The sequence below is a fragment of the Halococcus dombrowskii genome, assembly GCF_022870485.1.
Taxonomy (GTDB): Archaea; Halobacteriota; Halobacteria; order Halobacteriales; family Halococcaceae; genus Halococcus; species Halococcus morrhuae.
Genome location: NZ_CP095006.1, coordinates 327445 through 353902, shown reverse-complemented (window position 1 = coordinate 353902; position 26458 = coordinate 327445). Strand labels below are relative to the sequence as shown.

Below are 26458 nucleotides of genomic sequence, written 5' to 3'. Positions count from 1 at the left end.
GCATCGCTCTCAGGCGGCTGTATTTTCTGAAAGGAGCTCGACGAATCAGGCAGATCTATCGGCCGGTTCAGCCATTTCTATCAGGAATCGTTCCATTGTTTCACCAACTCTACTGATGGAGTCCAGATTCAGGCCCGGTCGTTCCGTCTGGTGATTTGATTTTGAACGTGCAACAGGGTATCGGGCAGCGCCGACGCACCGAAGCGTGCGCCAGCAACTGCTCCGGCGACTGCTCCAATCGTGTCAGTATCGCCGCCCTCGTTGACGGCGTTCACAATGGCCGATTCGGCAGAATCAACCGTCAGTGCGTGATATAGTGCGGTCTGCAGCGTGTGGAGGACGAATCCGGAATTCTGCAATTCCTTCGAATCGATGCCGTCGGGGAGCGGTTCGAGAACATCAAGAAGACTGCCGGGAGCGTCGGGATGCAACGCATCGAGAGCTCTGTCGAGGGGTTGCTCGTCGCCATCAAGTAGTGCGGCAATAGTGAGATTCAGGGCCGCACAGCCGTGTGTACATCGGGGATCGGCGTGCGTGATCCGTGATGAGTCACGGCTCGTCCGCTGGAGGGTATCCCAATTGTCGGCGAACGCGAGTGCAAGCGGCGCGCACCGCATTACACTGCCATTGCCAGCATTGGAACCTTCGGGCTTTGCCTCCCAGACCTCCTTCCCCGCGCTGTCCCACGACGCCCCCTGATCGATGCGTCCCAGCGCATCGGCGGTCATGATCCCGATATCGAACGGGCCGCCGTTGTACCATGTCACGAACCGGTCGGCGATGTCGTCCGGGGCGAACTCGCCACGCTCGACGAGACTCCGTGCGATACAGAGCGCCTGCTCGGTGTCATCGGTGATGGTCCCAGCGGGCTTGCCGTGAGTACCGTTGCCGATCATCTCCCTGAGCGTGCCGTACTCGGCCTCGATAGCTCTCGGCGAGCGAAACTCCACGGGCCGACCGAGCGCGTCGCCGCAGGCCAATCCCAGCAGGACGCCCTCAACTCTATCATGTCCGGCCATGATCAGTTGAACGTTGGCAGAGTATTATATCTCTGGGCACTGTGCCCTGTACAATGGCTCCGAACGCGGTGGAGTGCCTATGATGGTGTTCGCGTTCGACCGTGACTGGACGGTCGATGTGAATCCCCATCCCCAGCACGAGGCGGTCCCACTCGCGTGGGTGCGTCACCTCGCTCACGACACCGACCACGAGGTCTGGGCGATCGGGAACCAGATTCTGAAAGAGGAAGCCGACATTCCCGGCATCGAAGCGCTCTCGGAGCGATACTACGAGAAGGGTATCGATCGTCTCGGCGAGCAAAACGAGTTCGGCCGCTACGAATACTGGCCCGAGCGTCCTGACCGTCTTCGAATACTCGCCGAGGAGTTCCCCAACGCAACGGAGTGTATCGTCGTCGACGATATCGACCTGAGCAGCGTCGAAGGCTGGAGTCACTACTACACGTGGGACTTCGTTCCCGCCGTCGAACGCGGTGACATCCCTATTGATCCACCATCCCGGGAGGAATGAGCGTCGGAGCAATCCGATCTTTGAGCGTCTGTGTTGTGGTCTCCCGCTCACTCTAAGCGATCGGATGAGTGTGTTACTGTGATCGACTATGCTTTCGCGCTCTGGCAGCACAGTCCTCGCATCGATCGGGCAGATCTGTCCGGTTCATTTCGAGATCGATCGCGCCAGCCCCGTAGGTGGGGCCGTCGTAAGCGAGCGGTGAGTCGTGGTTCATGTCGCGTCGTTCCATCTCTGTGGCGAGCCGGGCGTGGCGTTCTTCCAGCCGCGTCGTGTCGATGTTGCCCTTCTCGGCGTGGCCTTCAGCGATCGCCTCGCCATGCGGGTGGCTCTGGATAGTCCCCACAAGCTGGTGGTGTTCTGCGTGCTCCCCGCGGAGATGATCGTCACAGAGGATCTCCGTCGGCAGGCACCACATCCGTGTCATCACTCAACTAAATGGGATCCACTTATAGAGTGTCACCGGTTTCTCGGAGTGACAGCGATATCACTCACCCAAATTCTTGTAGAGAGCGGCAGACAAGGCAAACTCACGGGCCTCTCTCGTATCTTCACCTTGTCGCCAGAATCACTTAAAGCGTCAGTAGCCACGCCACGGTGATCCGGAATGCCTCGTTCACCAATCTGTGGGAGTTTCGCTACTCTTACTGGCGTCCGAGATTGAGGGAGCGATAGCGGGATGGGATAGCCAGAGATTCCGGCGGGTTCATATCCCGCAGATCGGTGGTTCAAATCCACCTCCCGCTATCTCGCAGTTTTCATCAGATAGCTTCGAGAGTAGGTTGGCATGCTTTTATTCTCACCAATAGGATTTCACCGATCAAGTGTACCCAATCGAAGCGAGAGTAGCAATCAGGCTGTAGCACAGTTCCCAGAACATTTCTCTGTTCATTGCTGAAAGAGCAGAATTGCCGGAGGGAACGCCATCAACAATGTGCTACAGATGAGCGTACGTTGTATTCACGTATCTGAATTCCCTATTGCTCTCGATTCGCTCATTGTCCTCTGTGCTCCATAGATGAGGGTGATAATATATTTCATTCGCAAGCATTTGACCGACCCTCTTATCACCCCTGGTTACAAGTTGTTTCGTGATTAGATTGCTGTATCTGAGTATGGAATCCTATTCTGTGGAAAGATACAAGCACTTTCTCCAACAAATGGATCCTGATGAATTTGAGGTGAAAATGGCGAGGGCACTTTGTATGTCTCAAGGATGGGATGGTCTGGAAGTGACCCACTCCAGTCGCGACAATGGAGTAGACGCAGTAGCATGTGAAGGTGCTACGCGGATTGGTATGCAGATGAAGCGATATGGGTCCGGGAATAAGGTTGGAGGACCTGCCATTCAGCAGTATGCAGGTGTGATGATTGAGTATGACTTCGATATGTTTATTATTGTCTGTAGTTCTGATTTCACACCTCAGGCAAGAAAGAAGGCATCAAAACTTGGTATTGGGTTAATTGATGGGAATCAGATTGCACAATTAGTCTCGAAATTGGACGGGGGAAATCAAGAATGTGGAGTCGGTGAGACACATGAACGAAGGCCATACTCTGAATGGGATGAGGCTGATCCTGAGTTGATTGAAGAATCTGATTCTACTTTTTGGCAAGACATATTTGATTTTTTTTTAAATGATGTAGTATATCGAGTATCCATCCTGATCTACTGATGTATAGAAAACTTATTAGCGCTTGCAAATATCATGGGTCAATTCCTATTCCTCTAGTTCGATAGGTGGTGGTGCAGAAGTCATCATACACCGCGAACTTCCGGGTTTGGTTTCCGTGTGACGTAATTTCACCCCCAAAAACGGGCAGCAATGATCCCGAAAATCTGCGTTCTTTACACTGATCGTGCAAACTGCGATTGGCCGATCCAGGCCTTGAGAACAGTTCTACACCATCCTAATCTACTACAAGACTAATCGCGAGCGGCACGCCAAACTGGAGTACTGTACAGAGTGTCATAGAACGGTTGGCATGATTTTCACATCTCGGTCGAGAGGCCCGCTACCGCCGGCTCTGAATTGCGACAATACTGGCTGTTTCTCAGATACCGTTTCTTGGGTTCTTGGTGAGGTACGTGAAGTATTCTATGACACGCTAGTACTGTAAGCAGATCAGCGTCTACTATCATATCGTCTCACAGTGCTTTCCGGGTCGGGACATCTCAGCCAGCATCTTCTACACTAAGGGCGGTGGCGCAGAAGTCCTCACAAGGAATGCGGTAGGATAGATTTGATGTGTCTACGATCAAGTCCATCCTCCCGGATAACGCGACGGTCGAACAGGTTTTCAAAGAGGAAACACCGATCCATTCGGTCCTGTGACGGTCCATAGTATCCTACATAGCAGTAAGTAAGGACAACATGTTTATTCCATGCCGTTTGCAATATCATGACATGGTAGTGTTTCGACGGGTCTATCCCACATCGGAGCAACTGACAGCCGCTTGTCTTGAACTTGCAGCCACTCAGACTACGGACGCGCCTATATCGGACGATCCATCAGAGAGTTCGGTTTCGAAGTACACAGGCCATTTAACGGTTTCCCTGTCATCACCAGTATCTGCCAGCCATATCTCGAAAAACGCTACTGTCGATATCAACCAGGACATCGGGATCATCAACACCGATATTCACCCGGTTCCTGACGAGGAACTACCAACACGAGATACTCCGATCCATCCGTCACCAGCGGTCTCTCCGAATCCTTCCGGCAACGAGATCGGAGAATCACCGCCTCCAGACCCGGTATCGGACGAATCCTTCTCAGGAATACGAATCGATCTCAAAATCGAACCACCTGATCACCAGATCGATAATTCTCGTAGCTCCTTAACAATCAGACTCGGGGATGAGATCCTGACCACGGCCCAGGTCCCTTGTGCCTACTCACTGACCTGTCTCGATCGCTTGGTCGAAGGCACCGAGACGCGATCACTTATTGACGGACTCACACAATTTCACAAACAGCTATCTACCAAACGAGCGTTTTTCGAATGTCTTCGGGACGCTCGGTATGTCTTTGAGTTCCCTGCGTATCTTTCGGTGATGAATCGTCTGTGCGACTATAACGAGTATTACCGTCGTGAACTTGCTACTAATGCACCCCGGTTTTTCAAGAATATGTTACTCCATGAAAAATACTACTATATCACATCGAGAGATGAGCTAGAGCACCGCTTAGATCTTCATAACCAGCACGAGCATCTTGCTACAGTTGACCAAACCGACGTAGAGAACCTCTATCTGGAACAGTACGTAGAGGAGTCTGATCCAGCAACATCACCTGCTGACTTTGGGATAGTTCTTACCGGTCAAAACACCTTGATGCCAACACCCCAACTGGCAAGGCTGGTCATAGCAGCAGGCGGAAACATATCGAACATACGGGCATATATAAAATCGGCTGTACCTGATCCTGACCTATCGTACGATGAATTTGTAGCCGTCAAAGAGGCCACAGAGAACGCTACCATCGCAGAACGAGGTATCCACTGGGAGCAAGCGGTTGTGCCGGCAGCGTTCCAAGGCACCAGCGAGTTTGTTAACGCGCTGGCGAACTATCTCTACTGGGATGCTGTCTCCTCAGACACCTATGGCTTGCAGGGAAAACCAGAAGTGTACAACGCAGCCACGAAGCTCTTTTCCTCGCTCGATGACCCGGTTATGGACCAAAAATCCAACTACCGGCAGAAGGCAGTCGAAGGCCATCTTGAACGTATTGAGGAAAATCATACCGAGGCTCTTCTCCGATTCTCAGAGGCGAGGGATATCGCATCCAACGAACATGGAGACTGGGAAACCGAGCTTCCTGTTCCCTATGGCCGTTCTTACCGGAGTTTTGTGGTTTCACACAAACGATTGCTTGCGGATGATGAGCGTTGGGAGGAAGCAGTCTCTGTTCTCGAAGACGGGATTGAAGAAATAAGTAATATCGAACGACTACCATCGGAACTTCAGGAGACCCTTGTCCATCATCTCATCGGAAATCTCGAGGAGTCTGCTGCGGAAATCAAGATCCAAGATGACGACATCGAATCTGCTCGTGAGCGGTTGGAACGGGCGATGCACCACTTCGATGCGGCACAAAAATCGACCCGGAAAGAGATGGTACTCGCGCGGCTGGAGTCGCTGGTAGAGCAACCGAATGAAACCACTGAACAGACAGAGACATCGCACGAATCGATGACTACCACAGGATCGATCACAAATCAGTCCTTAGACGACTCCTCAGAAGAATCAGGGCCAGTTGTATCCTCAGGATCGGTAGCTGACAAGGACCAATCTCCCTCCACACAAACCGAAACGTCCACAGAATCACCGGCACAGCCGTCTACCAAAACGACCCAGACGTCTGAAATGCCGAGTGTTGCTGAACGAGACGAAGTTACCGTTACCCGAAAGCAGCGGGACTCGCAGTTCCGGGACATGGTGTATTCTGTATATGATCACCGGTGTGCTATATGTGGTGCACGTAGGGCCAGTTCTGATGGAAGCTATGAGATCGAAGCAGCCCATATCATGGCAGTTGGCGACAGCGGCCCAGATATTGTACAGAACGGGATTGCCCTCTGTCGGCTACACCATTGGGCATTTGACGCTGGCTGGTTAGCGGTCTCTGATGAGTATACGATTGTAGTCGCCGATCAACCGGAGGTAGCGGGATATGATGATTTCGTATCTTTAGAGGGAACTGATCTCATACTACCAGAAGAGACGCGCCACTATCCTCATAAGGAATATCTGGAGCAACATCGGGAAGAACACGGCTTGACTGTTGCCTCAGAAGAGGAGTCTGTCTCTGAGGACGAATTTGAGGAGGCACGAGACTCGGCAAAGACCCGGTCACAGGATTCGTCTTCTGATCCATCCAACAGTTCCGAGAGTATGTTTACAGGGAGTATCCAGGGCTCTAGAAACGATCTCATCAACGGTCCCATGTAGCTGGCAGACGGGCGAGTGGGAAAGTAGTCCCATAGAGCTGGACGGTGCCTTAGTGGAGCCCCGAAGGTACGTGCAACGTGACTGGAAATCCGCCATCTGTATCGGGCCACAGCTCCACGAAGATGTCACCAACAGCAGAACTCAAAGATGGGGGTGTGAAACTAGTCTTAGTCGGAAAGGTAGTCTTCCCGAATCTGGGCTATCCGTGTTTGGTCGGCTTTACCCATTTTCTCAATTTTTGTGATTAGCGTCTCGGCGTTCTGGACGACGTTATTGTGATTTGACCGCTGCACAAGATTCTCTACGCGGTCTAGTATCTGGCTTTCTTTCCCGAACCACCTGTCAAACTCCGAGAGCTGGTCTAAGACCTGTGCTTTCTGATTCTGGTTGATCTGGTTGTCGGTGAGCTGTTTACTAAATCGATCCATGAACCGTCGTCCCTCTTCAGCGGACAAATGCCCTGGAATAGAGCTTAAGACCTCTATCAGTGCATCGAGCTGGCCGGAATTTTGGTTGCGATTGAACGCTTGGACCAGTTCGGCACTGACATCATCTGCGACAGTTTCCTTCCGATCAGGATCGACCTCCGTAGCGATCTTGTTCCAAAGGTCCCGATACAACTGATACTCGTTCCGATTACTACTGAGAAGATTGGTGAGTTGGCTGATATAATTCTCTTGTTCTGGACCCTCAAGTGATGCGAAAATTCCTGCCCCGACTTCCAGATACGGTCTCTTTTCACGGGCATTTCTCTGTCTATCTGCCACGTCGCCGCAAAGATCAATGATCTCGCCCCAAATCGGTTCGAACCGGTCTGGATGTTCCGAGAAAATCTCTCTACCGAGTTGATTGTGGTTGTTATTGTTGTTCCTAATGAGATTCTTGGTCTTCTCGTAGAGTTGTTGGTCGAATTCGGGCGGGATCGTAGGCACGATTACATCTGTGACCAGTGCCTTGTTGTTCAGTGAATTCGGTATCTGCTGTAGGATTGCATCAACCTCGTCTTCTGATTCGATGATAGATACATCGTGCTCTTTACCCAAATTGAAAAGAGTCTCTGTATTGGCAGCATTCCAGTTTCGGAACAACTCAGCGATCCAACTGTGGAATTCTTGGCGTGTTTTAGTAGAAAATGAACTATAGAAGTGAAAACAAACCTCAACGAGATTAGTTGGTTCTTGATTCTCACGACTCTCAACTATCTCTCGAATATCCGTGAAGACCTCCTGTCCGCTCTCTTCTAAGAGTTCCCTTTTGAGATCTAACAGTAGATCTGAGAGTTCCTGGTCAACCTGTTGTTCTTGGTTGCCGGAATACTCCTGTCTCAGGCCCAGAAGGTGTGTGACGTATGCTCCTCGGGCATTCTTGGACGCTACGTCCTCAAAGCGCGTATAATATTCTGTGTTTGTAAATCTGTTTTTGTTGTCATCAATCCCAATCATCGAGACAACCGAGTTCAACACCTCCGACCGGATCAATCGATCTTTTGCCTCTGGTGACCGGTTGATGACATCGAGTGCAGTCTTGAGTCCATCGTCGCCGAGTGACCTGACCTGGTTTCCAACCCTCCGAGCGATATCGCGTGGAACTGCTTCCGCGTTGTCTACAAAAGCCTGCAAAATATTTTCACGGAGTTCATGATCGGCTACGACTAGACGAGTATACTCCTCCAGCAGTGCCTTTGAGTCGGAATCCTGCATTTGAACAATAATCGGAAACACGGCATTAGGATCGAGATCAGTCAAAAATCCTTTGCCAAGATCAACCGTTAGATAGTCTCCGAGGAGCTGAATCAACCGGTCCTGGGACTGTTCATCAAACTCATCGAAGACCGCAATGGTAGTATCGATATTCCCGAACAAGGGCTGTTCTCTTCGCTTCTTGGTATACTCTGCAAAGGTACTCGCTATCGCATCTGTATATGGACTATAGTCCTTAACTTGCTCAAGTTCCTTCCGTACATCCTCCTCTTGCCCTGTCCGGAGGTTCTGTAAGAAGGTATCAACGTCGGTGAGACTCGTTGCATAGGATGGCTCAGACAGGTTCAGGAAGGGATTCGGATTTTCAACATGGATACGACGAGTGGATCGGAGGAAAGCTTCCAAACGCGATTCCTGTTCTCCATCGTTTTCCGTCCCATCGGTCGGATCCAGCATGGTCTCGATCCGATCACTGTCAGTTGAATCACTGAGCTGGTCCCGGAAATAGTCGTTAATATTGCCCAACATTCGCGGATCTTCTAACAGCGTTTTATAGAACTCGGGATATTCTTCCTCCAAGATAGACACCTTAGCAAGAAACGGGATATCATCGGTGACTTTGCCATCAGTTAAGTCTCCAGTCTGCTCTATCTCCTCTGCTAATACTCGAAGCGTCGCAAGCCGATTGAGTGCATGTTTTATCCGTCGCGGATTATCGATATACGCGTTAGTGATTACATCAAGGGCTTTTTCCTCGAACGGGCTCGCAAGTTTCTTGTTTTCTTTTCTGGTGTATTTTTCAATGTCCTCCGGCAGGAACGGCGGGATCCGGATGTGTGTTTGGAAGAATTTTCTGAGGAACTCCCGTTCGTTTTGCTCGGTATCGAAATAGTCGCTCTTGTCGATCGATTTGATATGGCTTTCCAGTGCTTCGTCATCACAAGGGATGAGATAGATACAACGGTCGTTCTCTAGGAACGTCTTGAGTGAGACAAGAACATCGTAGACCGTCGCACTTTCACATCTATCCAAGTTGTCGATCGAGATCACGACCGTCGTTGCATCAGATGCCTCAATTATGTCTTCGAAGATGCGTTGATACGACCCCGACCATTCCTTTCGCGGATGAAGGAACTTCCGTTGAATTGTCCGGGCTACCGTGTCCAATTGCTGGAGGATGTATCCCAGGATCGGAAGCAGTAACCCCGTTACCGCCACTGACGCCAATGCTGAGTAACCCCCATACTCTAATGCTGCTGCCACCCCACCGATAACGATGAAACTGATCGCGAGTGCCGGGCTTTCTTCCCAGAAATTTACTAAGATCTCTCTTGGATTAGCTGGCTTTGAAACCTGCTCTTCTTCCTGCACATCGTACAGCCGGCCTGTAATATCGTCCTCCCCGAGAACACCGTCAGAACTGTCTCCTTTTATTTCTTTACCAATTTTTTTGTCTAGTTCAAGCAGTAATTCGGTTCGGATAGATCCCTCAGCATGGGACCAAGCATCAAATTCAACGAATACCGTATCTTCAAACTTCCGTTCGGTCCGGAGGCGGTTGAAAAGCATCCGGATTATGGACGTTTTACCGGCACCCCACTCCCCGAAAATACCGATGTGCCACGGTGGATTCGCATTTTGTAGAATTCGCCCCAAACTGTCTGCATATTCTTTATGTCCAAACTCATCGTCGTCTTCTGAAGTAATAGCCCGATCTGCTAAGAGGAGGTCTCCATTCTCTGGAGGCATTGTAGGAAAGGTGCAGTCCCTTAATTATAAATAACCGGTCTCCACGGCTCTAATAACTGTATCTAATATAGGAAGAATCACATCGGGACTGGCCGGCTCTGGCAGCCGCTACTGCAGGGTCCACCTCTTGGGGTCCGGATAGCCTCAGAGAGTTCGGTGTCGGGTACAACCGAGGCGTTAGTGGTGACAGAAAGAGTCGGAGCGTGATGGGTTAGATCGGGCGGTGCTGTCGACGATGGGAATGGAGGGTCGGCTGGATGAATTGAAAGAGGGTGTTGAGGCATTGGTGAATTTACGTCGATCCGGTGCTGGTGAAGAGACTGAGGTACTTGTGAATCGGACTCAGGAGAAGGAAGTTATTGATCTGAAGGGTGTTACTGAGGCGCGTGAAAGCACACGGATAACGGATTTTTGACGGTAGAAGAGGGGGCCTTCGGGAAAGTCTACTCGGGGTTAGAGAGCTAAGTACGAGTAACACTGGACAGGATTCAGCGTTTCCCTGTGGTCGATGACGCATTGATTCCCTTCATGACCCCGGCTACACTATCGATTGAGTCGGTTGTGATCGTCGAGGTGAATTCATTGAGGGTGGACTACCGATTGTTTCAGTTAACTATATGAGGCGTGGGTTTTTATCTCTCCCCTAATATTCAACACAAAGATGGATTCAGGTACTCATTCCGGACTGGTTATGGAAACGTTTCCAGACTCAGACCTCTTAATTTGGCGTAGAAATGGCGATGAGGAAACTGTAAAAAACGGTGTTCCTACCGATCAGGGTTCAGAGTCGGTGAAACCGGGCGATGTAGTCAGAATTCAGGAACGCTCCCGGGGCGATGATAGGGCCATTGAAATATGGTCTCAGAGTGGGTGGTCTTCCGGTAATACGGTCGGTGTTGTTGAGGATGTGAATAATGAAAAAGCTATCGTACGGGTTAACGACTCTTTGTCTACGGTTACTCGTGTTCCTGATGATGTCAGTGTTGGTCAAACTATTGAAATCACACCTATATTTACATACCATGGTGTATATGATGATAAAGCAGTAGATATAGACGACATTAGTCCGAGTTCAGGAGGCAATGCCTATGATTGGAAATATGAAGAGGGTATTGACATTAAGCTGAAAGATATAGGAGGACTCGCCAGCGTAAAGCGTAGACTCCGCGAAGAGATCATCTCTCCACTTAGTGACGAAAGTGAAGATCTACGCAGCGAGCTCAATATATCTCTCTCACGCGGATTACTATTTCACGGAAAGTCTGGAACTGGAAAAACTCGTACGGCCAAGGCGCTCTCTAATCACATCGATGGAGAACTCTTCATAATCGGTGGCCCAGAACTCGTGAGCAAGTACTACGGGGAAACCGAGCGTCAAATACGCGACATATTTTCTGAGGCAGAACAAGCAGCGGAGAACACGGGGAATCCGTCCGTCATTTTTCTCGATGAATTAGATAGCATGGCTCCCCCTCGTGGTCAGGCAGATGAAACAGAGCGTCGAATCGTTGCTCAACTGCTCTCAGAGATGGATGGATTTGATGAACGGGGAGAGATCATCGTAATTGGGGCTACTAATCTCAAGGATGAGATCGACCAAGCTATCCTGCGGCCTGGTCGTTTTGATACGCAACTCGAATTTACTCTTCCTGACCCTGAAGCTCGCGAATCAATTTTGAAGATTAGCCTCGGCGAGACATCTATCAATGATGAAGTAGACCTTGGGCTTGTCGCGGAACAAACTGAGGGTTTTACTGGTGCTGATTTAGATGCTATAATCTCACAAGCAAAATATCTCGCCCTAAAAGATGGAACATCAGACATTAGGATGGAGCATCTACAAGTTGCTGCGGACCGTCGAATGGAGTCAAAATCATGAATTCTCAGGGTGATCCTTGGAGCAACTGGTTATTTGGACATATATCTGGACCGGCAGAAGAGGGTCAAAGTTTTCCCCCGCTTCGTGAGTTCGTCTATATTGATCAGCGCAGTGTTCAAAGTCTATTAGCTTCCACCAATTCTGGACGTGTAGCTGCCGAACAGCGAGACCGAGAAGGTAATATCACGGAAAGTCGAAAGAACGCAAGTCTCACTCTGAACGCTGGTCCAGCAAGTGCTAGTGCTGGCGGGCGGAATACCTCTCAAGAAAGTCATGAAACGGAGAGTACGTATTCATTTGACCTAATCCAATCAAAGTTCACTCGTCTCTACGAACATGAGGAAGTTTCGCAGAAAATATCTCTTGATTCAGATGAAAATTATGAGCTTGAGAATTCTCTCAAACTCACAGATTTGGAGCGAGGTGATGTATTGGAATTTCAAGGAGTTGTTCAGTTGCATTCTCTTTATAGGTTGCATCAAGTAATTGAGTATGCCGAGACTACGGTATCGGACGAGGAAATTGCGGGAGACGATACGATGCAAATTATTGAAAAGAGTTTGGGAGATAAGATACCTATCAGAATTGAGGTTGATGGTCTATCTCTTTCTTCAGACGAGGATGTTTTGCAAGGAACGGAGGGTGAGATTCTAAACGTTGTGGCATTACTTGACAAACCTGCACTCTGGACAGAACCGATCCAAACATTGGCATCTGAGAAGCAATTTCGGGTATTCTGTCGCGTCGAGCAGGTAGAGCCAGATTGGTATCCAATGAAGCTAATCCGTGTGCTCCAAAGCATTTCTCAAAATAAGGCTAAGGAGTTCAATTCAAATCTCGAAAGCCGGCTAGATGCAGCCATGGCTAGCTTTGAAGAGAGTATCAATGTGTCAGATGCGACCTTGAATGTTGATAGACAAGAGGTGAAAGAATTTGCCGAATTTCTAAGCACCAAAACATCCTCAAAAGTAAGTGAAGAGGAAATTGAAGAAATTGTGGAAAAGGCGATAGAGGCTTATTCACCGGAAGGTGAAGTAAAATTCGAACAACAAAATACTCTACTGAAAGAAACATACAACCAATTCATCAAAGTTGTCTCCAAAGATGGCTTCTCAAAAGATGAATTTTCACTGCGAACAGAGTACCGTAAAGAAGAAGCGTCTGGTCCAAACGAGGGGTCTGAAGGGAACTCTGACGCACATTTGGAGGCAAACGTAATCGGTATTTATTGGTAATCCAGGCTCAGACTGTTCTATCTATTGATATTGATTGGGATATGTGTAACCGAGAGCGATTTTTGCCGTCGGTTTAATTAATATCCGTAAGGCTGTTACAGATAAACAGATGGAAAACAGAAGCAACTCACGATGGATTTGGATTCTGGCATTCAGTCACGATCGTGAAGATGAGAAATCCAACCCCCACGAAATAAATTTCATCGGAAATTGCCCTACTATAATCCAAACGGCAAGAATCTAAGCTCAACACACTGCGATGTATAGGCATCTAACAATACTCGAGTTCAACAACAGGATATTCCCACTCGCTCGCCTTATTCACCGCTCTCAGTGGATTGTTGGCTATCAGCTTCTTTGAAGGCATCAGTCATTTGATCAGCAAGATCACCAGCTTCGATATGTGAGTAATGCTCGCGGACTACTTCTTCGGAGTTGTCAAGAGCTCGGGCGGCGGCTGCATGCCCTGATGTACGGACGAGAACTTCACCAGCACCGCGCCGAGCACCGTGAGGCATTAGATATTCCTCGCCGTCATCTAGTTCAATACCCGCCTCCTCGCAGAGTCGTTTGAGAACGTGCCTACCGGCATCGGTCGTTATTGACGGTGGTTCGATGTCGTACTTGACGCAGAGTTCGATCAACGAATGGTTGGTACGCATCTCCTCGATCTCCGTGTTGGTATATCCACGATGGTCCAGCGCATCTGTCACCTGCTGAGAGAGCGTTGGGCGATGAAACGAGGGAAACACCGGCCAGCTCTCGCTCGGTGCGTCGAGGACCTTCTGATACATCTGCAGGGGATGAATCACTGGGTTGGGAAGGCTTCGATCGTCGAGGCGCTGCTTTTTCGCGAAGACCGTCGCATAGCGATCTTCGAGGTGGACGTCGTCCCACCGAAGTCCCTGGCGTCGCTTGTCGCTCCGGTCTCGAAGGATCTCTGCACCTCGTACGCCGGAGTACGACAACAGGTAGACCAGAGCGCGGTCGCGACAGGTTTTGATCGCTGCTTCCCGGTCCTCACCAACATTGTCGATCGCAGTGCTGGCCTGTTCGTCGACGAAGGTGGTGAGTTGCCGGCGATCCTCGGCGGACCAGGCTTGTTGGTCGCCGCTCTTGTGACCGCCGTCGTCTGGGATGGGCTCGGTCGCATTACGGCGCTGAGCAACGTTCTCGGCGAGGTGGCCTTCGCGAACGGCCCAGCCGCAGAACGCTGAGATATACGCGTAGTAGGTACGCACTGTGCCCGCAGTCCAGCCCTGACGAGTGAGATGACGGGCGTATTCGCGAAGATGACCCGATTCCAACTCGTCGAACGTCGTCGGACTCTCCTCGTGACTGGAAAGGAAGCCGACGAATCGATCGAGCTCTCGGCCCGCGTCCTGGCGGTAGTTACCGCTCTCGCCACCCTGGCCTTTGCCCTTGTCCGTCAGGAAGTCCTCGGTGACTGCATCGATCCGTACCACGCTACGCACCTCCACTGCGTTGGCTGGCTCGAGCACTGTTCTCGGGGCGAGTAACCGTGGTTCTGGGCTGTGGCATTGTGTTCGCTGTGGGGGAGGGCGGGGAGGTGGATAAATCTACATGTCCTTATTGGACTAAGCACGAGTAAACACCAAAATCGCCAATTCCGCCGATTACAACCTCTTCAAGGCTACAGAGGAGCATATCTCCGTCTATAAACTATATACTGCTATAATATTTGCGCGGCGGTTGGAAGATCAGAGGTTCGGCGTTTGGATTTCTACAAACCACCTGTTTGCTGATAGGTCTGAAGTCAGGTGGACGGTTCTATCTATGAAACCACATAAGAGCTACACTGGCGAATAGACCGCCAGTCGAATTTCTCTATCTAATTCGCGCGAACGTGCCGCTAAGCGCGGATATACTGCACGCTCCCAACGAAAATTCCTTTTTGCTCGATTACTCAGCCGGTGATGGTATCTCCTCGGCCCTGATGTCGGCTAGATGAATTTGTCATACATAGACTTCTGAGAAATTTAAACTGCCATGATTATTTCCACCATCCGCCGCGCATGAGAAACCAACCTTCCTGATTTCAACAGTCTCAGTCGGGAAGCAGGTCTGTAAGTTGTCCTACCGTCGAAGCGAGTCGCGTGCCCTTCTGGATGTCTCCCTCCATCTCGTATTTCTGCTGCATGAATCCTTGGATGGGATCGAGGCTGCCGGTAATAAGGCCAACCAACTCGTCCGCGGGACCGGTCAATGAGTAGATGTCATTAGAATTTGGACATTCGTGAAATGAAAGACAACACCTAAATAACGTCAATGAGGAATAGCGATTATGCCAGCAGAGGCACCCGAGTTCATTGATGAAATCGCCGAATTGGACCCAGCATTTGGAGAACCATTCGACACGGTGTACGAGGAGGTATTCTCAGAAGGAGCACTGTCGGTGAAAACGAAACTGTTGATAATGATGGCTCTCGACGCGGGAAGATCACAGTCAGACGGTGTTGAGATCGTCGCACAACAGGCACGCGATGCTGGTGCAAGTGAGGAGGAGATACTGGAAACAATAGAAGTCGCCGGATTGGTGTGCGGTGTACAGGGACTAGCAACGGGAAGTTCAGCCCTGTCTGAAGACGGCTAGGTTGATTTGTTATATACTGTCCCTGCGTAATTTGGGTTTCTGAAGAGCCTGTCCAAGAAACATCGGCAAGGAAATCAGATTCTACGGATTCTGAGTTCACATGACGTAGATTTTATCTAGCGGAAACTCCTGTATAGCGTAAGGATCCACACGTGACGTCTAACTTTATCCGATACGACCAAGATCAGCAACACCTCCTGCCGAAGAACGTCGCGGAGTGGGTCGAAGACGATAGCCTCGAACCCACTTTCGACACCCAAATGTGTTCTTGTGAGCAAACCCTATGATCAAGATCGAGTTGATGGTAGATTTTGTCATGTGATATTGGATATCTCTAAATAAATAATACCTTATTGGAATTCCAGTAGTTGAATAGATATTTTTGAGAAATGAATGCGCGAGCCAGAGAGGTCTGCCTCTCTGGCCGCGCTTACTCTTCCGATTCGATGCCATATGCGGTGACATCAAGATCGAGCAGCTCAAGCACTCGCTTCGGCACGTCAACGTTGTCTGGTATCTCCCGTTTCCCGTCGACCCGCGATACGAGCATGTTCTCGAACCGTTCAAGCACTCGCCGGCCGGTGGGCCGAAAGCTCGTCGGCCCACCGGCCAGGTCCATTGGTTCATCCGCACCCTGTAGAGCCACGCGTGCGCGTCGTTCAATGAGAGAATAGACGAGCAACGCCATCAGCATCACGTAGCCGAGTGCTTCGACGCGGTCGGGCCGGTCGAGAAAGACCGGCCCGACGCGTTTGGGGTCTTTGACTACCCGAAACCGGCGTTCGACCGCCTGTTGCTCTTTGTACTCCTGGAGAACGTCCTCACCAGCCCACTCTTCAGAATCTTCCAACGACGTGACGACCACGAAACAACTGGCTCTCTTCTTGCGGTGGGCGATCGCCGCCGCGTCCCGCTGGACGCTGGCGGCGATCTTGTAGACGGTTTCGTAGGGGTCCCAGTCTTTCGGCGGTCGTCCGGGCTTGTCGCGGCTCTTCTTCTGTTCGGTTTCGACGACTTCTGCCTCGAATTCGAAACAGGAATCGTCGTGATCGTCGAGCCACGTCTCCCACGCTTCCTGAGCGTCGGGTTCACAGGCGAATGAGCGGTCGGCCAGCTGGCCGACCGCGTCCTCAAGATCCTCTTCAGTGCTGTCGAGGTCATTGTCAATGCGTCGGTTAGTGCGTCCATCGAGCGTGGATGAATGGACGACGACACACCGCAAATCGTGGTTAGAGATGTGCTTTTGGAAAGTTTGAATCTGGTAGGAGGCAGCGTCTTCGTCATCTTCATCGTTGACAAATTTTCCAAGATCGTTCCACTCGTCGATCTCCCACGCGCGGTCGATGAGTGCATCGACCGCGTTGTAGGTGCGCGGGAGTCGGCTGATAATGTCGATGCCAGCAGCAGAGGCTTCATCCAGCGAATCTTCGCTCATTGCCGCGCTATCGGCGACATAGATAGGAGGCTCGTCAGCGGCGAGCCGCTGACGGAGCTCGCCGATAAGTTCGGTGTTCCAGGTGGTGTCGGAGTCGTTCCCGTCGAGGATATCTCCGATGACGGGAACGCCGTTGCGGTTGACTGCGAGGCCTATTTGGAACTGGTTGAGGTGACGATTGCCATCGCGACTATACCCCTGTGTAATTTCGAGGTCGTACTCGTCGTTTTCGTCCTCGTAGATACCCTGAACGGACTTGGAAGTAGTGTCGGCGTGGACCACATTCGTGGTCACGCCTTCACGCCCGATGGCTTCAGCAAGCACACTCCCGAAGAGTATGCGTGGGTTGGCGTCAGCGATCTTATCGAGGGTCCGTCCGAAAGTGGTGTCGCTGAGATTTTCAGGTGAGATATTTTCGCCGAAGAGGTTGGCTGTGTCGGATTTTTCGAAGAATTCGGACAGCCGATACATCGGCTGTCCTTCAGCAAGGAAGTTCATGACGAGTGCCATAGTTCGATGACCAGGCGAGAGTCGGCACTGTTGGTCATCCCATTCGACCTGTTCGTTGACAGTCTCGATAAGGCCGCATTCCTCACAGATGGCTTTAACCACCGGAAGCGGACCAGGCGAGAAGACTTCCACAGCCGAACTCACAGTATCGTGAGTTCTGCTGTGAGGTCAAAGAAGTTCTCGGTACTTTTCAGCTCAAAAACATTTTGTCAATTCTGTAGGGGGTGTCGAAAGTGGGCTCGAACGCTACGTTTCCGACGTTATCGATCATCTCGACAACGAGGGCCGGCTCGATCCCTTCTATCCAGAAGATCGGGCGGACGGCCGTGGCCGGCCGCCCTTCCATCCCGTCATGATGCTCAAGATTCTCGTCTTCGGGTACTGTATCGGGGTCCGTAGTTCCCGCAAACTCGACCGTCTCCTCGAACGTGACGTCGCTTTTCGCTACCTTGCTGCGAATCAACATCCTGACTTCCGCACGATCAGTCTCTTCCGCAAGAACCACCGCGAGGAGTTCGAGCACCTCTTCGTTGAGATTCTTCGCCTCTGTCGGGAAGCTGGCATGGTTGAGATGGGTGAAGTCGCCTTGGACGGCCGGCGCGTCCAAGGCGACGCTGCCCTCGATCAAAATCGAACTCGTGAGCAGATCACCGACGAAATCCACGACATCCTCGACGAGGCCGCCGAGATCGACGAAGCCGAGGATGACGAATACGGTCCAGAACAGCGCGGAGACGAGCTCCCGGAGGAACTCCGGGAGCAAGAGGACCGACTGAACCGATTGCGGGAAGCCAAAGACCGACTCGACGCCAAGGAACAGCAACTCAAAGACGAACAAGCCGAGAAGATCCGCCAGCGAGAACAGGAAGAGGAAGAAATGGGACGAAAGAAACGTGGCCGGAAGCCCACACCTCCGGAGGAGGTGGAGCTTCCGGAGGACACGAAGGCAAACACAACAGATCCAGCGAGTCAAATTCTCAAAACCAGCAACGGCTGGAAACAGGGCTACAACGGCCAAGCAATGGTGGACTGCGACACACAGGTCATCGTCGCGCAGGACATCACTACTGACGCAAACGACGTCCAGCAGCTCAAGCCGATGCTGGAGAACTGCGAGGAGGTGAACGGCAAGCGCCCGGAGATGGCGCTTGCCGACGCTGGCTACTGGAGCAAAGCGAACGCGCAGTTAGCGGATGAGCAGACGGAGCTGTTCATCGCTACGACCAAAGACTGGAAGCGACGGAAAGAACCTCGGGAGGCGGATCCGCCACGAGGGCGGATCCCCAAATGGTACGGGCTGAAAGAACGCATGGAGCGGAAACTCCGGACGAAACGGGGGAGAGGCATCTACCGCAAGCGCAGCCAGAGCGTCGAAGCAGTGTTCGGTCAGCATGTCACCCGCGGCTGCGACCGATTCCTGTTACGCGGGGAGACGGGGGCACAAGCGGAGTGGTCGTTGTTCTCAGCGACGCACAACCTGCTGAAACTGTGGCGGTCCGGCCAGGGGCCGGACGGCCACGAAGTGGCGGACGCGATCGCCGGATAACTGAGCCTGGTTCTCTTTTTTGTCGACGGATGAATCGGTCTGTCGAATCGTACAGCAGTATCTTCAGCTGTCGTCAGGGAACTGGTGCGGCGGAATTCTTGGACGGGCTCTGAAGTGGTTTTAATATATTTGTGTATGGTGGCTACTTGCCCAATTTCAATTGAATAGAGTGGATTACAATTATATTGTTTCTGTTCACTGAGCGGTTTGTTGCTCGTAGAACTCACGTCTGTCCGCAGAGTACAGTGTCTCGTACGTCGCAAGCCCGACGAACAAAACCACGAGAGCCGCGAGAGCGGCGACGGCAGGAATCCGCACCGTTACACCGATGAATATGCAGGCGATGACCGCCACAATCAATCGAGGGGTGCTGTAGGTTCCGTGGTCGTGGTAGCGCCACGCAGTATGCCCGAACAGGTAGAGCGCGCTACCGCCGCACAGCGCGACCGCAGCGATAATTCCGAGCGGTTCGCCGACGTGTGCGAGAGTCTGTTTCAGACCGAGGGCAACGAAGATGATACCGCCGATTATCGAGAGATGGAGCACACTGTATGAATCGCGTGCAAGCAGTGTGAGGTCGTGGCCGCTTTCTTCGGCGAGGCGCTGTTCGGCAGCGAACACGACGTAATCGAAATAGAGCCACCACAGCACGGCGATGAGGACGAATGCCAAGAGGGTAGCTAGAATCACCAGCGGCCCGAGAGCGATCCCGCCCGCTCCGACGCCGGACCCAATCGCCACAATCGATTCACCGAGGGCGATGATGACGATGAGTCGGTAGCGTTCGACGAAATGCTCGACGTTGACGCGAAAGCCCTCAACACCGCGAACGAACACAATACCGTAATCGATTGCGATTGCGACGACCCAGAGTATCGCTTTGAGCGGACCATCGAAGAAACTGGCGAGGACGAGCAGTGCCGGGCCACCCAAAAATCCCGGCGCGGCCCGGAGGACTGCATCGCGCGTTTCGGGCGGCGTGGCAGCCGTGTAGAGAGCAATGTGTAGCAGCCGGACCACGAAGTAAGCAACAGCGAACAGCAACGCAGTGGTCTCGAACGCACCGGGGACCGACAACGCAACGACGAGCATTGCCGCCATCGCGGCGAAGATTACCACTCGTTGCAACAGATTCTCTTGGGGAGACACAGCGCCCGTCAACCATGAGTACATGACCCACGCCCACCAGACCGCCGCGAGCAATGCTGCACCCTTCGCCACACCAGCCCACGTGAGATGATGGGCGAGAAAGCCGGTGACTTGCGTGAACGCGAAGACGAACACCAGATCGAAGAATAACTCTATCGTCGAGACGTCCTGTCCCTGCTCGCTCGCGTTCTCGTTTGCATCCGGTGTCGAGTCAGTTGTGCTCATGGTAATTATGTTAAATTCTTACATACAATGCAGAGCGTCAACTAAAAACGCTCGGCGTACTCCCATTGTCTCTCGGCGGCCTCGACTTGGCAAGATCGTTTGATTCAGACAATTCTGTCTAAGCTGAGAAAGGTTATGTACTCGTTTTATTATGACATCGCCATCTGAACAATCTTGGTATAGAAATCACACAGTTTATTGAATGGGATATACTATCTATAATCTGTAATAAAGAAATTCGCAATAGAGGACCACGAGTAAAAATAGACACGTTCACGCACGGCCTCTCGTCGCTCCGCTCGCGGGAGCGACGAGTCGATCTCTTCGGTGATCTGGAATACTGTCTCTGCAGTAAGATCGGCTTGTGCGTGATTGAGGCGGACGCTGAGTCCGCCTCCATCTTCCCAAAAGCCGACGTCTGCTTGCTCATTGAGCGTTACCAGCGTCCATGCGAGAAACACGAGCTGGATGTAGCGTTCGATTCCCTGTTTTCCCCATAGCTCGTACTGTTTGAAGCCGAATTGCTTATTCGACTCCTCGTGGACCGTTTCGATATTCCAGCGATGCTCGACGAGTTCGAGGATCTCGGCCGCTGGCCGGCCGAGATCCGTACTGATGTAGTGGCGAGTCACATCGTCCGTCTCGCTCGTTACCGATTTCACCCGGCCAAGTCCTTCGATTTCCACGATTTCACTCGCCACGCTATACGTTTTCTTGCGCCCCCGCACAGTGATCGTGACGTCTTCGTACTCCAGCGTCGATGCGAAGTCATCGACGCGGAGGTCCCAGACGACACCCACTGGAGAGACGTGATAGCTTGATTTGTAGCGACAGACGACGTCATACCCTTGATTTGTGATTTGTTTGACCTTGTCGCCAGCGTAGTACGCCGAGTCGAACACGACAGTGAGAGCCGCTCCAGACGGAATCTGGAGCGGCGTCACGATCTTCTCAACCGCAATCTCGGTTTTCTTCTTGAACGGCTCGTCGAAATCCGGCGCAAGCTCCTCTTTGATGTACATTCGCGCGAGGTATGGAAAATATATCTCCCCAACTTGGAGACACGACGTGACGAATTTGTTCCCGAGCTCGGTTTCTCCTTTGACTGGATTGTACAACCGGGCGACGCCATCGGTGGCGTCGCCGGTTTTTGAGACGTGGGTATCGTCGATGTGGAGAAGAATCTCGTCACCAGCCCCGACGTCGAGTTGGTCGAAAATGTACGCAGCTTGGTGCTGAGCGAGATCAATGGCTGACCACACAGCGTCACCGAGAAAGTAGCGATAGGTGCGGCTGGATTTCGCGTCCGCATCGGGACGCGAAATCCCGCGGGCAAGTTCACTCACGGTGTGGCGAGATTCGGTCTTGATAACTGCACTCACGAACGCGACGAACGAGGTAACGTTGCGACGATCAGAGAAAACTGACTCGAACGACGCCAAGGCTTGTGCAACCCACGGAGGGAGTCGAGAGACACCGAGCATATTGCGAGAACATCAGAACCGCATCAAGAACCATTGTTCGATGCGACTATCTACTGCTCGCTGACCCGTCAGCGAGCGTAGGAAAGAGTTGCCAAGTCGAGGCAGTACTGAATCATGAAACGGCAACACACCGGACGTGATTTGGCTGTGGGTCAGATGATCCGTAGAACGCTCGCTCTCCTTTCGTTAGAAGTTGTGTTCGAGATGGTCCTGGTCAGCCTTCTGGACAATGATTGTATCCTCTCGCACACGGACGAATACCTCATCACCGATATCCATCCCGGCGACTGCAAGTTCATCCTCGTGTAGATTGAGATGAACGTTATGGTAGTTCCCATCCTCATCTTTCGCCCCACTCGGGCTGAGTTTTTTCTTCCGGGCCATCGCAGTATGCTATCGCGAACATAGGCAAAGCATACAGTTAACGTTTCTGCTGGCGTTCGCAGAACGAGCACTCATCTGTCTTCTGGAGAAAGTTCCGTCCGTTCTCTCGCTCAGACACCCTGTGACTCCGGCGTATTTATAGTTGACCTACTGTCGATCATGTGTTCCATCCGCTCGACCGAGGGCACAACAATCACAAAGAACGTTACCACCCCCGCTGCCGAGACCGTTCCTTCTACAAGCGAGGTGAGCGCAATCGCGCTCTCCTCGACGTCGAGCCGCCTACATTCGAAGGCGATCAGTCGGTTGGTGAGTGGTTTCGACTCTATCTCACAGATATCATTGGGCGGCCCCCTCCGAACGAGCACGACGGCTGGCGAACACACAAATGCGGGTGACGATTGCGGCAGCGATGACGCCGAGGACCGTGTAAATTGCTCGTGACGGCTCGGCCTGTGAGAGTGCCCAGACGACCCCAGCGACGACGCACATCATGGCTGTCGCCGCAACCATCCCGACAATCGGTCTTTCAAAGAGGATGTGGAATCGCTCGGTTTCCATCATCGCCACACTACAGGCTCCGAGTAGCGCTCCGCTGGCGATGGCTATGAACGGGATGGTATCCGTCACCCCGGCAAATGCACCCATCTCGTACCCGACATATCCAACGCTGATGAGTCCACCAACTCCAACAAGTATGTCGAAAACGAACGCTTTCGTTTCGTCGATGTCTCGACTTGGGTTGATATTCATGACTGCTGGTTGATGTTCACGCACTGGTTCAGCCACCACGAATCGAGCCTGCCTCGATGGGTGGTGATAGCCACGTTTTGCCGCGATTCGGGCAGACTAGACGAGGAAATTCGTGACGAACAGAATCACCCCAATGGCGAGTGCGTAGCCCGGAATTACGTACTTGTAGATGCGGTTCGGGATCACTCGGACGCTGAACGGCGCGAACACCGCCGCGAGCAACGATCCCGCGAGTAGTGACGGTACCAACATGAAGTTGAGTTCGACGCCCGCTGCTGTGATTCCGAAGTACGTGATGACGCCGACGAACGAAGCGAGACCCTCCGAGATGGACGAAATCGCCGAGGCCGCCTTCTCGTACATGCCAGCGTAGAGTTGGCCCATCGTGGTCACGGGACCGTATCCGCCACCACCGATGGCCTTGTTGAACCCTGCAAGCGCCGCGAAACCGACGAGCATTCGCGGGCGGTACTCGGCGTCAGCAGCGGGCTTGAGACGCTCGCGGAACAGCGCGGCAACTGCCATCAACAGCACGAGTACCATCACGTACACCGAAATGACAGACTTATCGAACTGGATCGCAAGGAACGAGAACAACACCGCGACCACCGAGCCGATCGCGCTGATGCCCGTGATGAGTGCGATGGCCTTCGTCTCTTCGTTGAATGGTCGGGAGAGCGAGACGCGAACGTTCTCGAACTCGTTGTGCATCCATCCCGACAGCAACCCGGTGATGGTTTCGGACACCAACAGCGCGGGCACGACCGCGAGCGGATCGAACCCGAGCACGATGAGCAACACCGGCGAGAGCGCCGTCCCAAAGCCCATTCCGGCGGCCGAATCCATCGTTTCGAAGACGAACGCAAGCAGAATCACGGCCGGGACGAACGACCCGAACACCGCTGCCTCGGGTGTCTGGAGGTCGAGCAACGTCACGGCCCCAATCGTCACGACGTACAGTCCGGCCAATATCCCGAGGCGTTTGAGCGTCTTCGGCTTGAGGCTCATGCGGTCGGCGAGCGGCAACTCGTCTATCGCTCGCGCGGCAGCACCCGTCACGGCTGACTGGCCGGACGAGGTCGTTCCCGTCGATGCAGACGGGGTGCTCACGCCGCCGTCCGCCTGCGCTGACTGTGTATCGGATCCACTCATGTGTGAACTCGTTCAGCTATGAGTAGCCCTCCGTAATAAGTCTTGGTGGTTTCTCCTAGCCATTGAATAGCCACCCTATAACTTATGAGAAGATATAAGCCAGATGTTCCGGTAACAGGGGTATGCCGGTCGCCAAACGGGGGTGGATACAAGCGAGCGAGCAGTTCGCGATCTACGCCTGCCCACCCCACGTTCGGCGACGTGCTCCCTTCTCTCACCCGCCCTCCCCATGTCAGACACCGATACAACACCACCAATCGCAGAACCCCTTCTCGAACAGACCGAAGAGTTGTGCGACCTCCATGATCACATTACACGGGTGGTCACCGGTCTCGACGTTCCGCGAACGTTGTTCTCTGACAGGTATCCCGATTCCGGCAGGGCCGATTTCGGGTTTGAATCGGTCATCCTGCTATTCCTCTATCAGCACGCTCGCGGGTTCGACCAAAGTGAGCTGCACCGCCGGTTGGCAGGCACTGCTTACGTCTATCTCCGACTCGATCTCCCCCGCCCGCCCACACAGCAGGCTATCAGCTACATCTGGCGGAATCGACTCTCGCTCGCGGATCGTCGTACGATCAAAGCCACCGCACGGGTGATACAGGAAATTGCCGCCGACCATGGTCTTCTCTCCGCCGATGAGCCGCGTCTTCATCCCGACGAGGTGGATGCTGCCACGATCACCGACGATCACATCATGGACGCTGTTGAAGCGGCACGTGATCGGGGTCTCGACGAGTTTGACAGCGACCGCGCGGGCAACGCTACATTCAGCGATTTAGTGTTTTTCGAGCGGCAGAGCTACCTGAATATGGCCGATCGAGGCACGACAACGTGCTCGAACGGATCGAGCAAGCGATTCGAGCGGCTTAGCGACCGCAAGGAGACACCCCACGGTGACACCCACCTCCGCACGATGAAGAAGACCGCCGCTCCTCCCGAACAGACTACTCTCGACGAGTACGAGGACGGTTGCCGGCCGACGGACTGGGGGCGCATCCGCGACGAAGTACTCGACCCATTCCATCGGGGTGTCGAGACGATCCTCGAAGAAGTCAGGGAGAACGGCGGTATCCGGGAGCCGGTCATTGCCGCCATCGATACCACGCCGTGGCCGGTCTTCACCTCACCCTACAAGGACGACGAAGACGTGGCGCAGGACGATGAGTCAGTGGTGGTGAACGGCGAAGAACGATACCCGCGCAAAGAGTATCCAGAGATGGTTCACGGACTGAAAGATCGCCACGAGCGTGGATACGAGATGGCGACGATCACCATCATCGGAGAGGACACCCCTATCGTCCTCGGCGTCGAACCAGTGCGCCGGGAATCCGATTGGGAAACGAAGGATGTGGGGGACACCTCACAGGCGCGCATCGTCGAACAGTTGTTGGAACAAGCCGAGCAACACGTCGATATTCACAAGGTATTCTGTGACCGTGGCTTCGACGCGAACGGCGTCAGAGATACAATCGACCGGCGCGATACGACCTATCTCATCCCGAAACGCAAGTACGAGGCTGAGATCGAGGACATCGAGGAGTTAGAGCGAGAATCCGTTACCGGCGCGGGCGTCGTACGAAACCTGACCCACGGACATGACGGCCGGGTTCATACCGGGAGCATCATGTACGTGCCATCGACGGAGGAAGAAGGAGACTACGCGGTGTTCACGACCAACCGCGATGTTCCAGTGGAACAGGTCAAAGGATTCGTCGGTCAGTACACACAGCGCTGGCGAATCGAAAACGAGTATAAGTCGATCAAGGAACACTTTCTGCCGACGGTGGGGTCAATGGACTACCGAGTACGGTTCCTGTATTTCGTGATCGGCGTCGTCATGTACAATGTGTGGCGGTTGACGAATCTCCTGTTCCGTGACGCTGTAGACGTGCATCTGGGAGAGCACCCGCCGATTCCCGCAGGTGAGTTCACCGAGATCCTCGCGTTCTGCATCGTTCCGGGTGACTGACGAAGACCACGCTGTTCTCGCGCTCAGCGGATTCTCGATAGCTGCGGGACGCGCCTGCTGACCCCACTCTCGGCTACATTCATCGGCTGAGCACCAGACGTGCATTGGACAGGGAGTCGTATTCGGCTTAGCTGTGTTTCTGGTCAATGAGAACGGTCACCATCCGTCGGTTTCGTTTGTAGAATCAGT

At 52.7% G+C, this 26458-nt stretch carries 20 protein-coding genes, 1 tRNA gene and 1 pseudogene; 11 read left to right on the top strand and 11 right to left on the bottom strand.

All coding sequences use genetic code 11. The features are described 5' to 3' along the window. Positions 1-128 precede the first annotated feature (128 nt). Complete coding sequence (locus MUK72_RS16050; protein WP_244705651.1) at positions 129-1019, bottom strand: ADP-ribosylglycohydrolase family protein; 891 nt, start codon at positions 1017-1019, stop codon at positions 129-131. Positions 1020-1098: 79 nt separating this feature from the next. Here MUK72_RS16050 and MUK72_RS16045 point away from each other — a divergent pair, with 79 nt between their 5' ends. Continuing rightward, the gene (locus MUK72_RS16045) at positions 1099-1530 is read left to right on the top strand and encodes an adaptin protein (RefSeq protein ID WP_244705649.1); all 432 of its coding nucleotides are present in this window, start codon (positions 1099-1101) and stop codon (positions 1528-1530) included. A gap of 73 nt (positions 1531-1603) precedes the next feature. Here the strand turns inward: MUK72_RS16045 and MUK72_RS16040 are convergent, their stop codons facing one another. Continuing rightward, complete coding sequence (locus MUK72_RS16040) at positions 1604-1954, bottom strand: pyrimidine dimer DNA glycosylase/endonuclease V (protein WP_244705647.1); 351 nt, start codon at positions 1952-1954, stop codon at positions 1604-1606. A gap of 246 nt (positions 1955-2200) precedes the next feature. Between MUK72_RS16040 and MUK72_RS16035 the strand changes: the two genes are divergently transcribed. The 3 genes from MUK72_RS16035 to MUK72_RS16025 all read left to right on the top strand — a co-directional run bounded on the left by MUK72_RS16035 (position 2201) and on the right by MUK72_RS16025 (position 6482). Next, positions 2201-2274, top strand: a tRNA-Met gene (locus tag MUK72_RS16035). 368 nt (positions 2275-2642) lie between these two features. Continuing rightward, positions 2643-3203: a restriction endonuclease gene (locus MUK72_RS16030; RefSeq protein WP_244705645.1), complete on the top strand. Its 561-nt coding sequence runs from the start codon at positions 2643-2645 to the stop codon at positions 3201-3203. A 732-nt stretch (positions 3204-3935) separates the two neighbouring features. After that, positions 3936-6482, top strand: coding sequence for an HNH endonuclease (locus tag MUK72_RS16025; RefSeq protein ID WP_244705643.1), 2547 nt, complete (start codon positions 3936-3938; stop codon positions 6480-6482). Between the two features lie 167 nt (positions 6483-6649). Here MUK72_RS16025 and MUK72_RS16020 read toward each other — a convergent pair whose 3' ends face one another. After that, on the bottom strand, positions 6650-9931 hold the full coding sequence (locus MUK72_RS16020) for a KAP family P-loop NTPase fold protein (RefSeq protein WP_244705642.1): 3282 nt from the start codon (positions 9929-9931) through the stop codon (positions 6650-6652). Positions 9932-10172: 241 nt separating this feature from the next. Between MUK72_RS16020 and MUK72_RS16015 the strand changes: the two genes are divergently transcribed. The 3 genes from MUK72_RS16015 (at position 10173) to MUK72_RS16005 (ending at position 13045) form a co-directional block, all read left to right on the top strand. Then, complete coding sequence (locus MUK72_RS16015; protein WP_244705640.1) at positions 10173-10346, top strand: hypothetical protein; 174 nt, start codon at positions 10173-10175, stop codon at positions 10344-10346. Positions 10347-10592: 246 nt separating this feature from the next. Next, a complete protein-coding gene (locus MUK72_RS16010) occupies positions 10593-11810 on the top strand; it encodes an ATP-binding protein (protein WP_244705638.1) in 1218 nt (405 codons plus the stop codon). Further along, entirely contained in the window at positions 11807-13045 is a 1239-nt protein-coding gene (locus MUK72_RS16005) for a DUF6414 family protein (RefSeq protein WP_244705636.1), read from the top strand. The genes MUK72_RS16010 and MUK72_RS16005 overlap by 4 nt, the downstream gene beginning before the upstream one ends. Before the next feature lie 317 nt (positions 13046-13362). On the opposite strand, the gene MUK72_RS16000 is transcribed toward MUK72_RS16005, so the two are convergent. Together MUK72_RS16000 and MUK72_RS15995 are read right to left on the bottom strand one after the other, a co-directional pair. Then, positions 13363-14511 carry a tyrosine-type recombinase/integrase gene (locus MUK72_RS16000; RefSeq protein WP_244705634.1) on the bottom strand — a complete coding sequence of 383 codons (1149 nt, stop codon included), beginning with the start codon at positions 14509-14511 and terminating at the stop codon, positions 13363-13365. A 602-nt stretch (positions 14512-15113) separates the two neighbouring features. Continuing rightward, entirely contained in the window at positions 15114-15272 is a 159-nt protein-coding gene (locus MUK72_RS15995; RefSeq protein ID WP_244705632.1) for an SCP2 sterol-binding domain-containing protein, read from the bottom strand. 78 nt (positions 15273-15350) lie between these two features. On the opposite strand from MUK72_RS15995, the gene MUK72_RS15990 reads away from it, so the two are divergent. Then, a complete protein-coding gene (locus MUK72_RS15990; protein ID WP_244705630.1) occupies positions 15351-15659 on the top strand; it encodes a carboxymuconolactone decarboxylase family protein in 309 nt (102 codons plus the stop codon). Between the two features lie 430 nt (positions 15660-16089). Here MUK72_RS15990 and MUK72_RS15985 read toward each other — a convergent pair whose 3' ends face one another. Further along, a complete protein-coding gene (locus MUK72_RS15985; RefSeq protein ID WP_342346238.1) occupies positions 16090-17748 on the bottom strand; it encodes an IS1634 family transposase in 1659 nt (552 codons plus the stop codon). Positions 17749-17866: 118 nt separating this feature from the next. Between MUK72_RS15985 and MUK72_RS20570 the strand changes: the two are divergent. Both MUK72_RS20570 and MUK72_RS15975 read left to right on the top strand, forming a co-directional pair. Continuing rightward, a pseudogene (locus tag MUK72_RS20570) lies at positions 17867-18043 on the top strand (transposase); the annotation flags it as partial. A 132-nt stretch (positions 18044-18175) separates the two neighbouring features. Next, entirely contained in the window at positions 18176-19150 is a 975-nt protein-coding gene (locus MUK72_RS15975) for a transposase (RefSeq protein ID WP_244705624.1), read from the top strand. Between the two features lie 195 nt (positions 19151-19345). Here MUK72_RS15975 and MUK72_RS15970 read toward each other — a convergent pair whose 3' ends face one another. From MUK72_RS15970 to MUK72_RS15950, 5 genes are all read right to left on the bottom strand, one after another. Next, entirely contained in the window at positions 19346-20524 is a 1179-nt protein-coding gene (locus MUK72_RS15970; protein WP_244705623.1) for a low temperature requirement protein A, read from the bottom strand. Positions 20525-20736: 212 nt separating this feature from the next. Beyond that, entirely contained in the window at positions 20737-22008 is a 1272-nt protein-coding gene (locus MUK72_RS15965) for an IS701 family transposase (RefSeq protein WP_244705621.1), read from the bottom strand. Between the two features lie 186 nt (positions 22009-22194). Beyond that, entirely contained in the window at positions 22195-22392 is a 198-nt protein-coding gene (locus MUK72_RS15960) for a hypothetical protein (protein WP_244705619.1), read from the bottom strand. A gap of 339 nt (positions 22393-22731) precedes the next feature. Continuing rightward, positions 22732-23181: a hypothetical protein gene (locus MUK72_RS15955; RefSeq protein ID WP_244705617.1), complete on the bottom strand. Its 450-nt coding sequence runs from the start codon at positions 23179-23181 to the stop codon at positions 22732-22734. Between the two features lie 60 nt (positions 23182-23241). After that, positions 23242-24297 carry a sulfite exporter TauE/SafE family protein gene (locus MUK72_RS15950; RefSeq protein ID WP_244705615.1) on the bottom strand — a complete coding sequence of 352 codons (1056 nt, stop codon included), beginning with the start codon at positions 24295-24297 and terminating at the stop codon, positions 23242-23244. 319 nt (positions 24298-24616) lie between these two features. On the opposite strand from MUK72_RS15950, the gene MUK72_RS15945 reads away from it, so the two are divergent. Beyond that, positions 24617-26269: a transposase gene (locus tag MUK72_RS15945; protein ID WP_425311089.1), complete on the top strand. Its 1653-nt coding sequence runs from the start codon at positions 24617-24619 to the stop codon at positions 26267-26269. The last annotated feature ends 189 nt before the right edge of the window (positions 26270-26458 follow it).

What these genes read in the sequence shown, in the direction of transcription:
- MUK72_RS16050 (WP_244705651.1), bottom strand. Translation starts at nt 1,019, where the DNA reads ATGGCCGGACATGATAGAGTTGAGGGCGTCCTGCTGGGATTGGCCTGC.
- MUK72_RS16045 (WP_244705649.1), top strand. Translation starts at nt 1,099, where the DNA reads ATGATGGTGTTCGCGTTCGACCGTGACTGGACGGTCGATGTGAATCCC.
- MUK72_RS16040 (WP_244705647.1), bottom strand. Translation starts at nt 1,954, where the DNA reads ATGACACGGATGTGGTGCCTGCCGACGGAGATCCTCTGTGACGATCAT.
- MUK72_RS16030 (WP_244705645.1), top strand. Translation starts at nt 2,643, where the DNA reads ATGGAATCCTATTCTGTGGAAAGATACAAGCACTTTCTCCAACAAATG.
- MUK72_RS16025 (WP_244705643.1), top strand. Translation starts at nt 3,936, where the DNA reads ATGGTAGTGTTTCGACGGGTCTATCCCACATCGGAGCAACTGACAGCC.
- MUK72_RS16020 (WP_244705642.1), bottom strand. Translation starts at nt 9,931, where the DNA reads ATGCCTCCAGAGAATGGAGACCTCCTCTTAGCAGATCGGGCTATTACT.
- MUK72_RS16015 (WP_244705640.1), top strand. Translation starts at nt 10,173, where the DNA reads ATGGAGGGTCGGCTGGATGAATTGAAAGAGGGTGTTGAGGCATTGGTG.
- MUK72_RS16010 (WP_244705638.1), top strand. Translation starts at nt 10,593, where the DNA reads ATGGATTCAGGTACTCATTCCGGACTGGTTATGGAAACGTTTCCAGAC.
- MUK72_RS16005 (WP_244705636.1), top strand. Translation starts at nt 11,807, where the DNA reads ATGAATTCTCAGGGTGATCCTTGGAGCAACTGGTTATTTGGACATATA.
- MUK72_RS15990 (WP_244705630.1), top strand. Translation starts at nt 15,351, where the DNA reads ATGCCAGCAGAGGCACCCGAGTTCATTGATGAAATCGCCGAATTGGAC.
- MUK72_RS15975 (WP_244705624.1), top strand. Translation starts at nt 18,176, where the DNA reads ATGGGTGAAGTCGCCTTGGACGGCCGGCGCGTCCAAGGCGACGCTGCC.
- MUK72_RS15970 (WP_244705623.1), bottom strand. Translation starts at nt 20,524, where the DNA reads ATGAGCACAACTGACTCGACACCGGATGCAAACGAGAACGCGAGCGAG.
- MUK72_RS15965 (WP_244705621.1), bottom strand. Translation starts at nt 22,008, where the DNA reads ATGCTCGGTGTCTCTCGACTCCCTCCGTGGGTTGCACAAGCCTTGGCG.
- MUK72_RS15960 (WP_244705619.1), bottom strand. Translation starts at nt 22,392, where the DNA reads ATGGCCCGGAAGAAAAAACTCAGCCCGAGTGGGGCGAAAGATGAGGAT.
- MUK72_RS15950 (WP_244705615.1), bottom strand. Translation starts at nt 24,297, where the DNA reads ATGAGTGGATCCGATACACAGTCAGCGCAGGCGGACGGCGGCGTGAGC.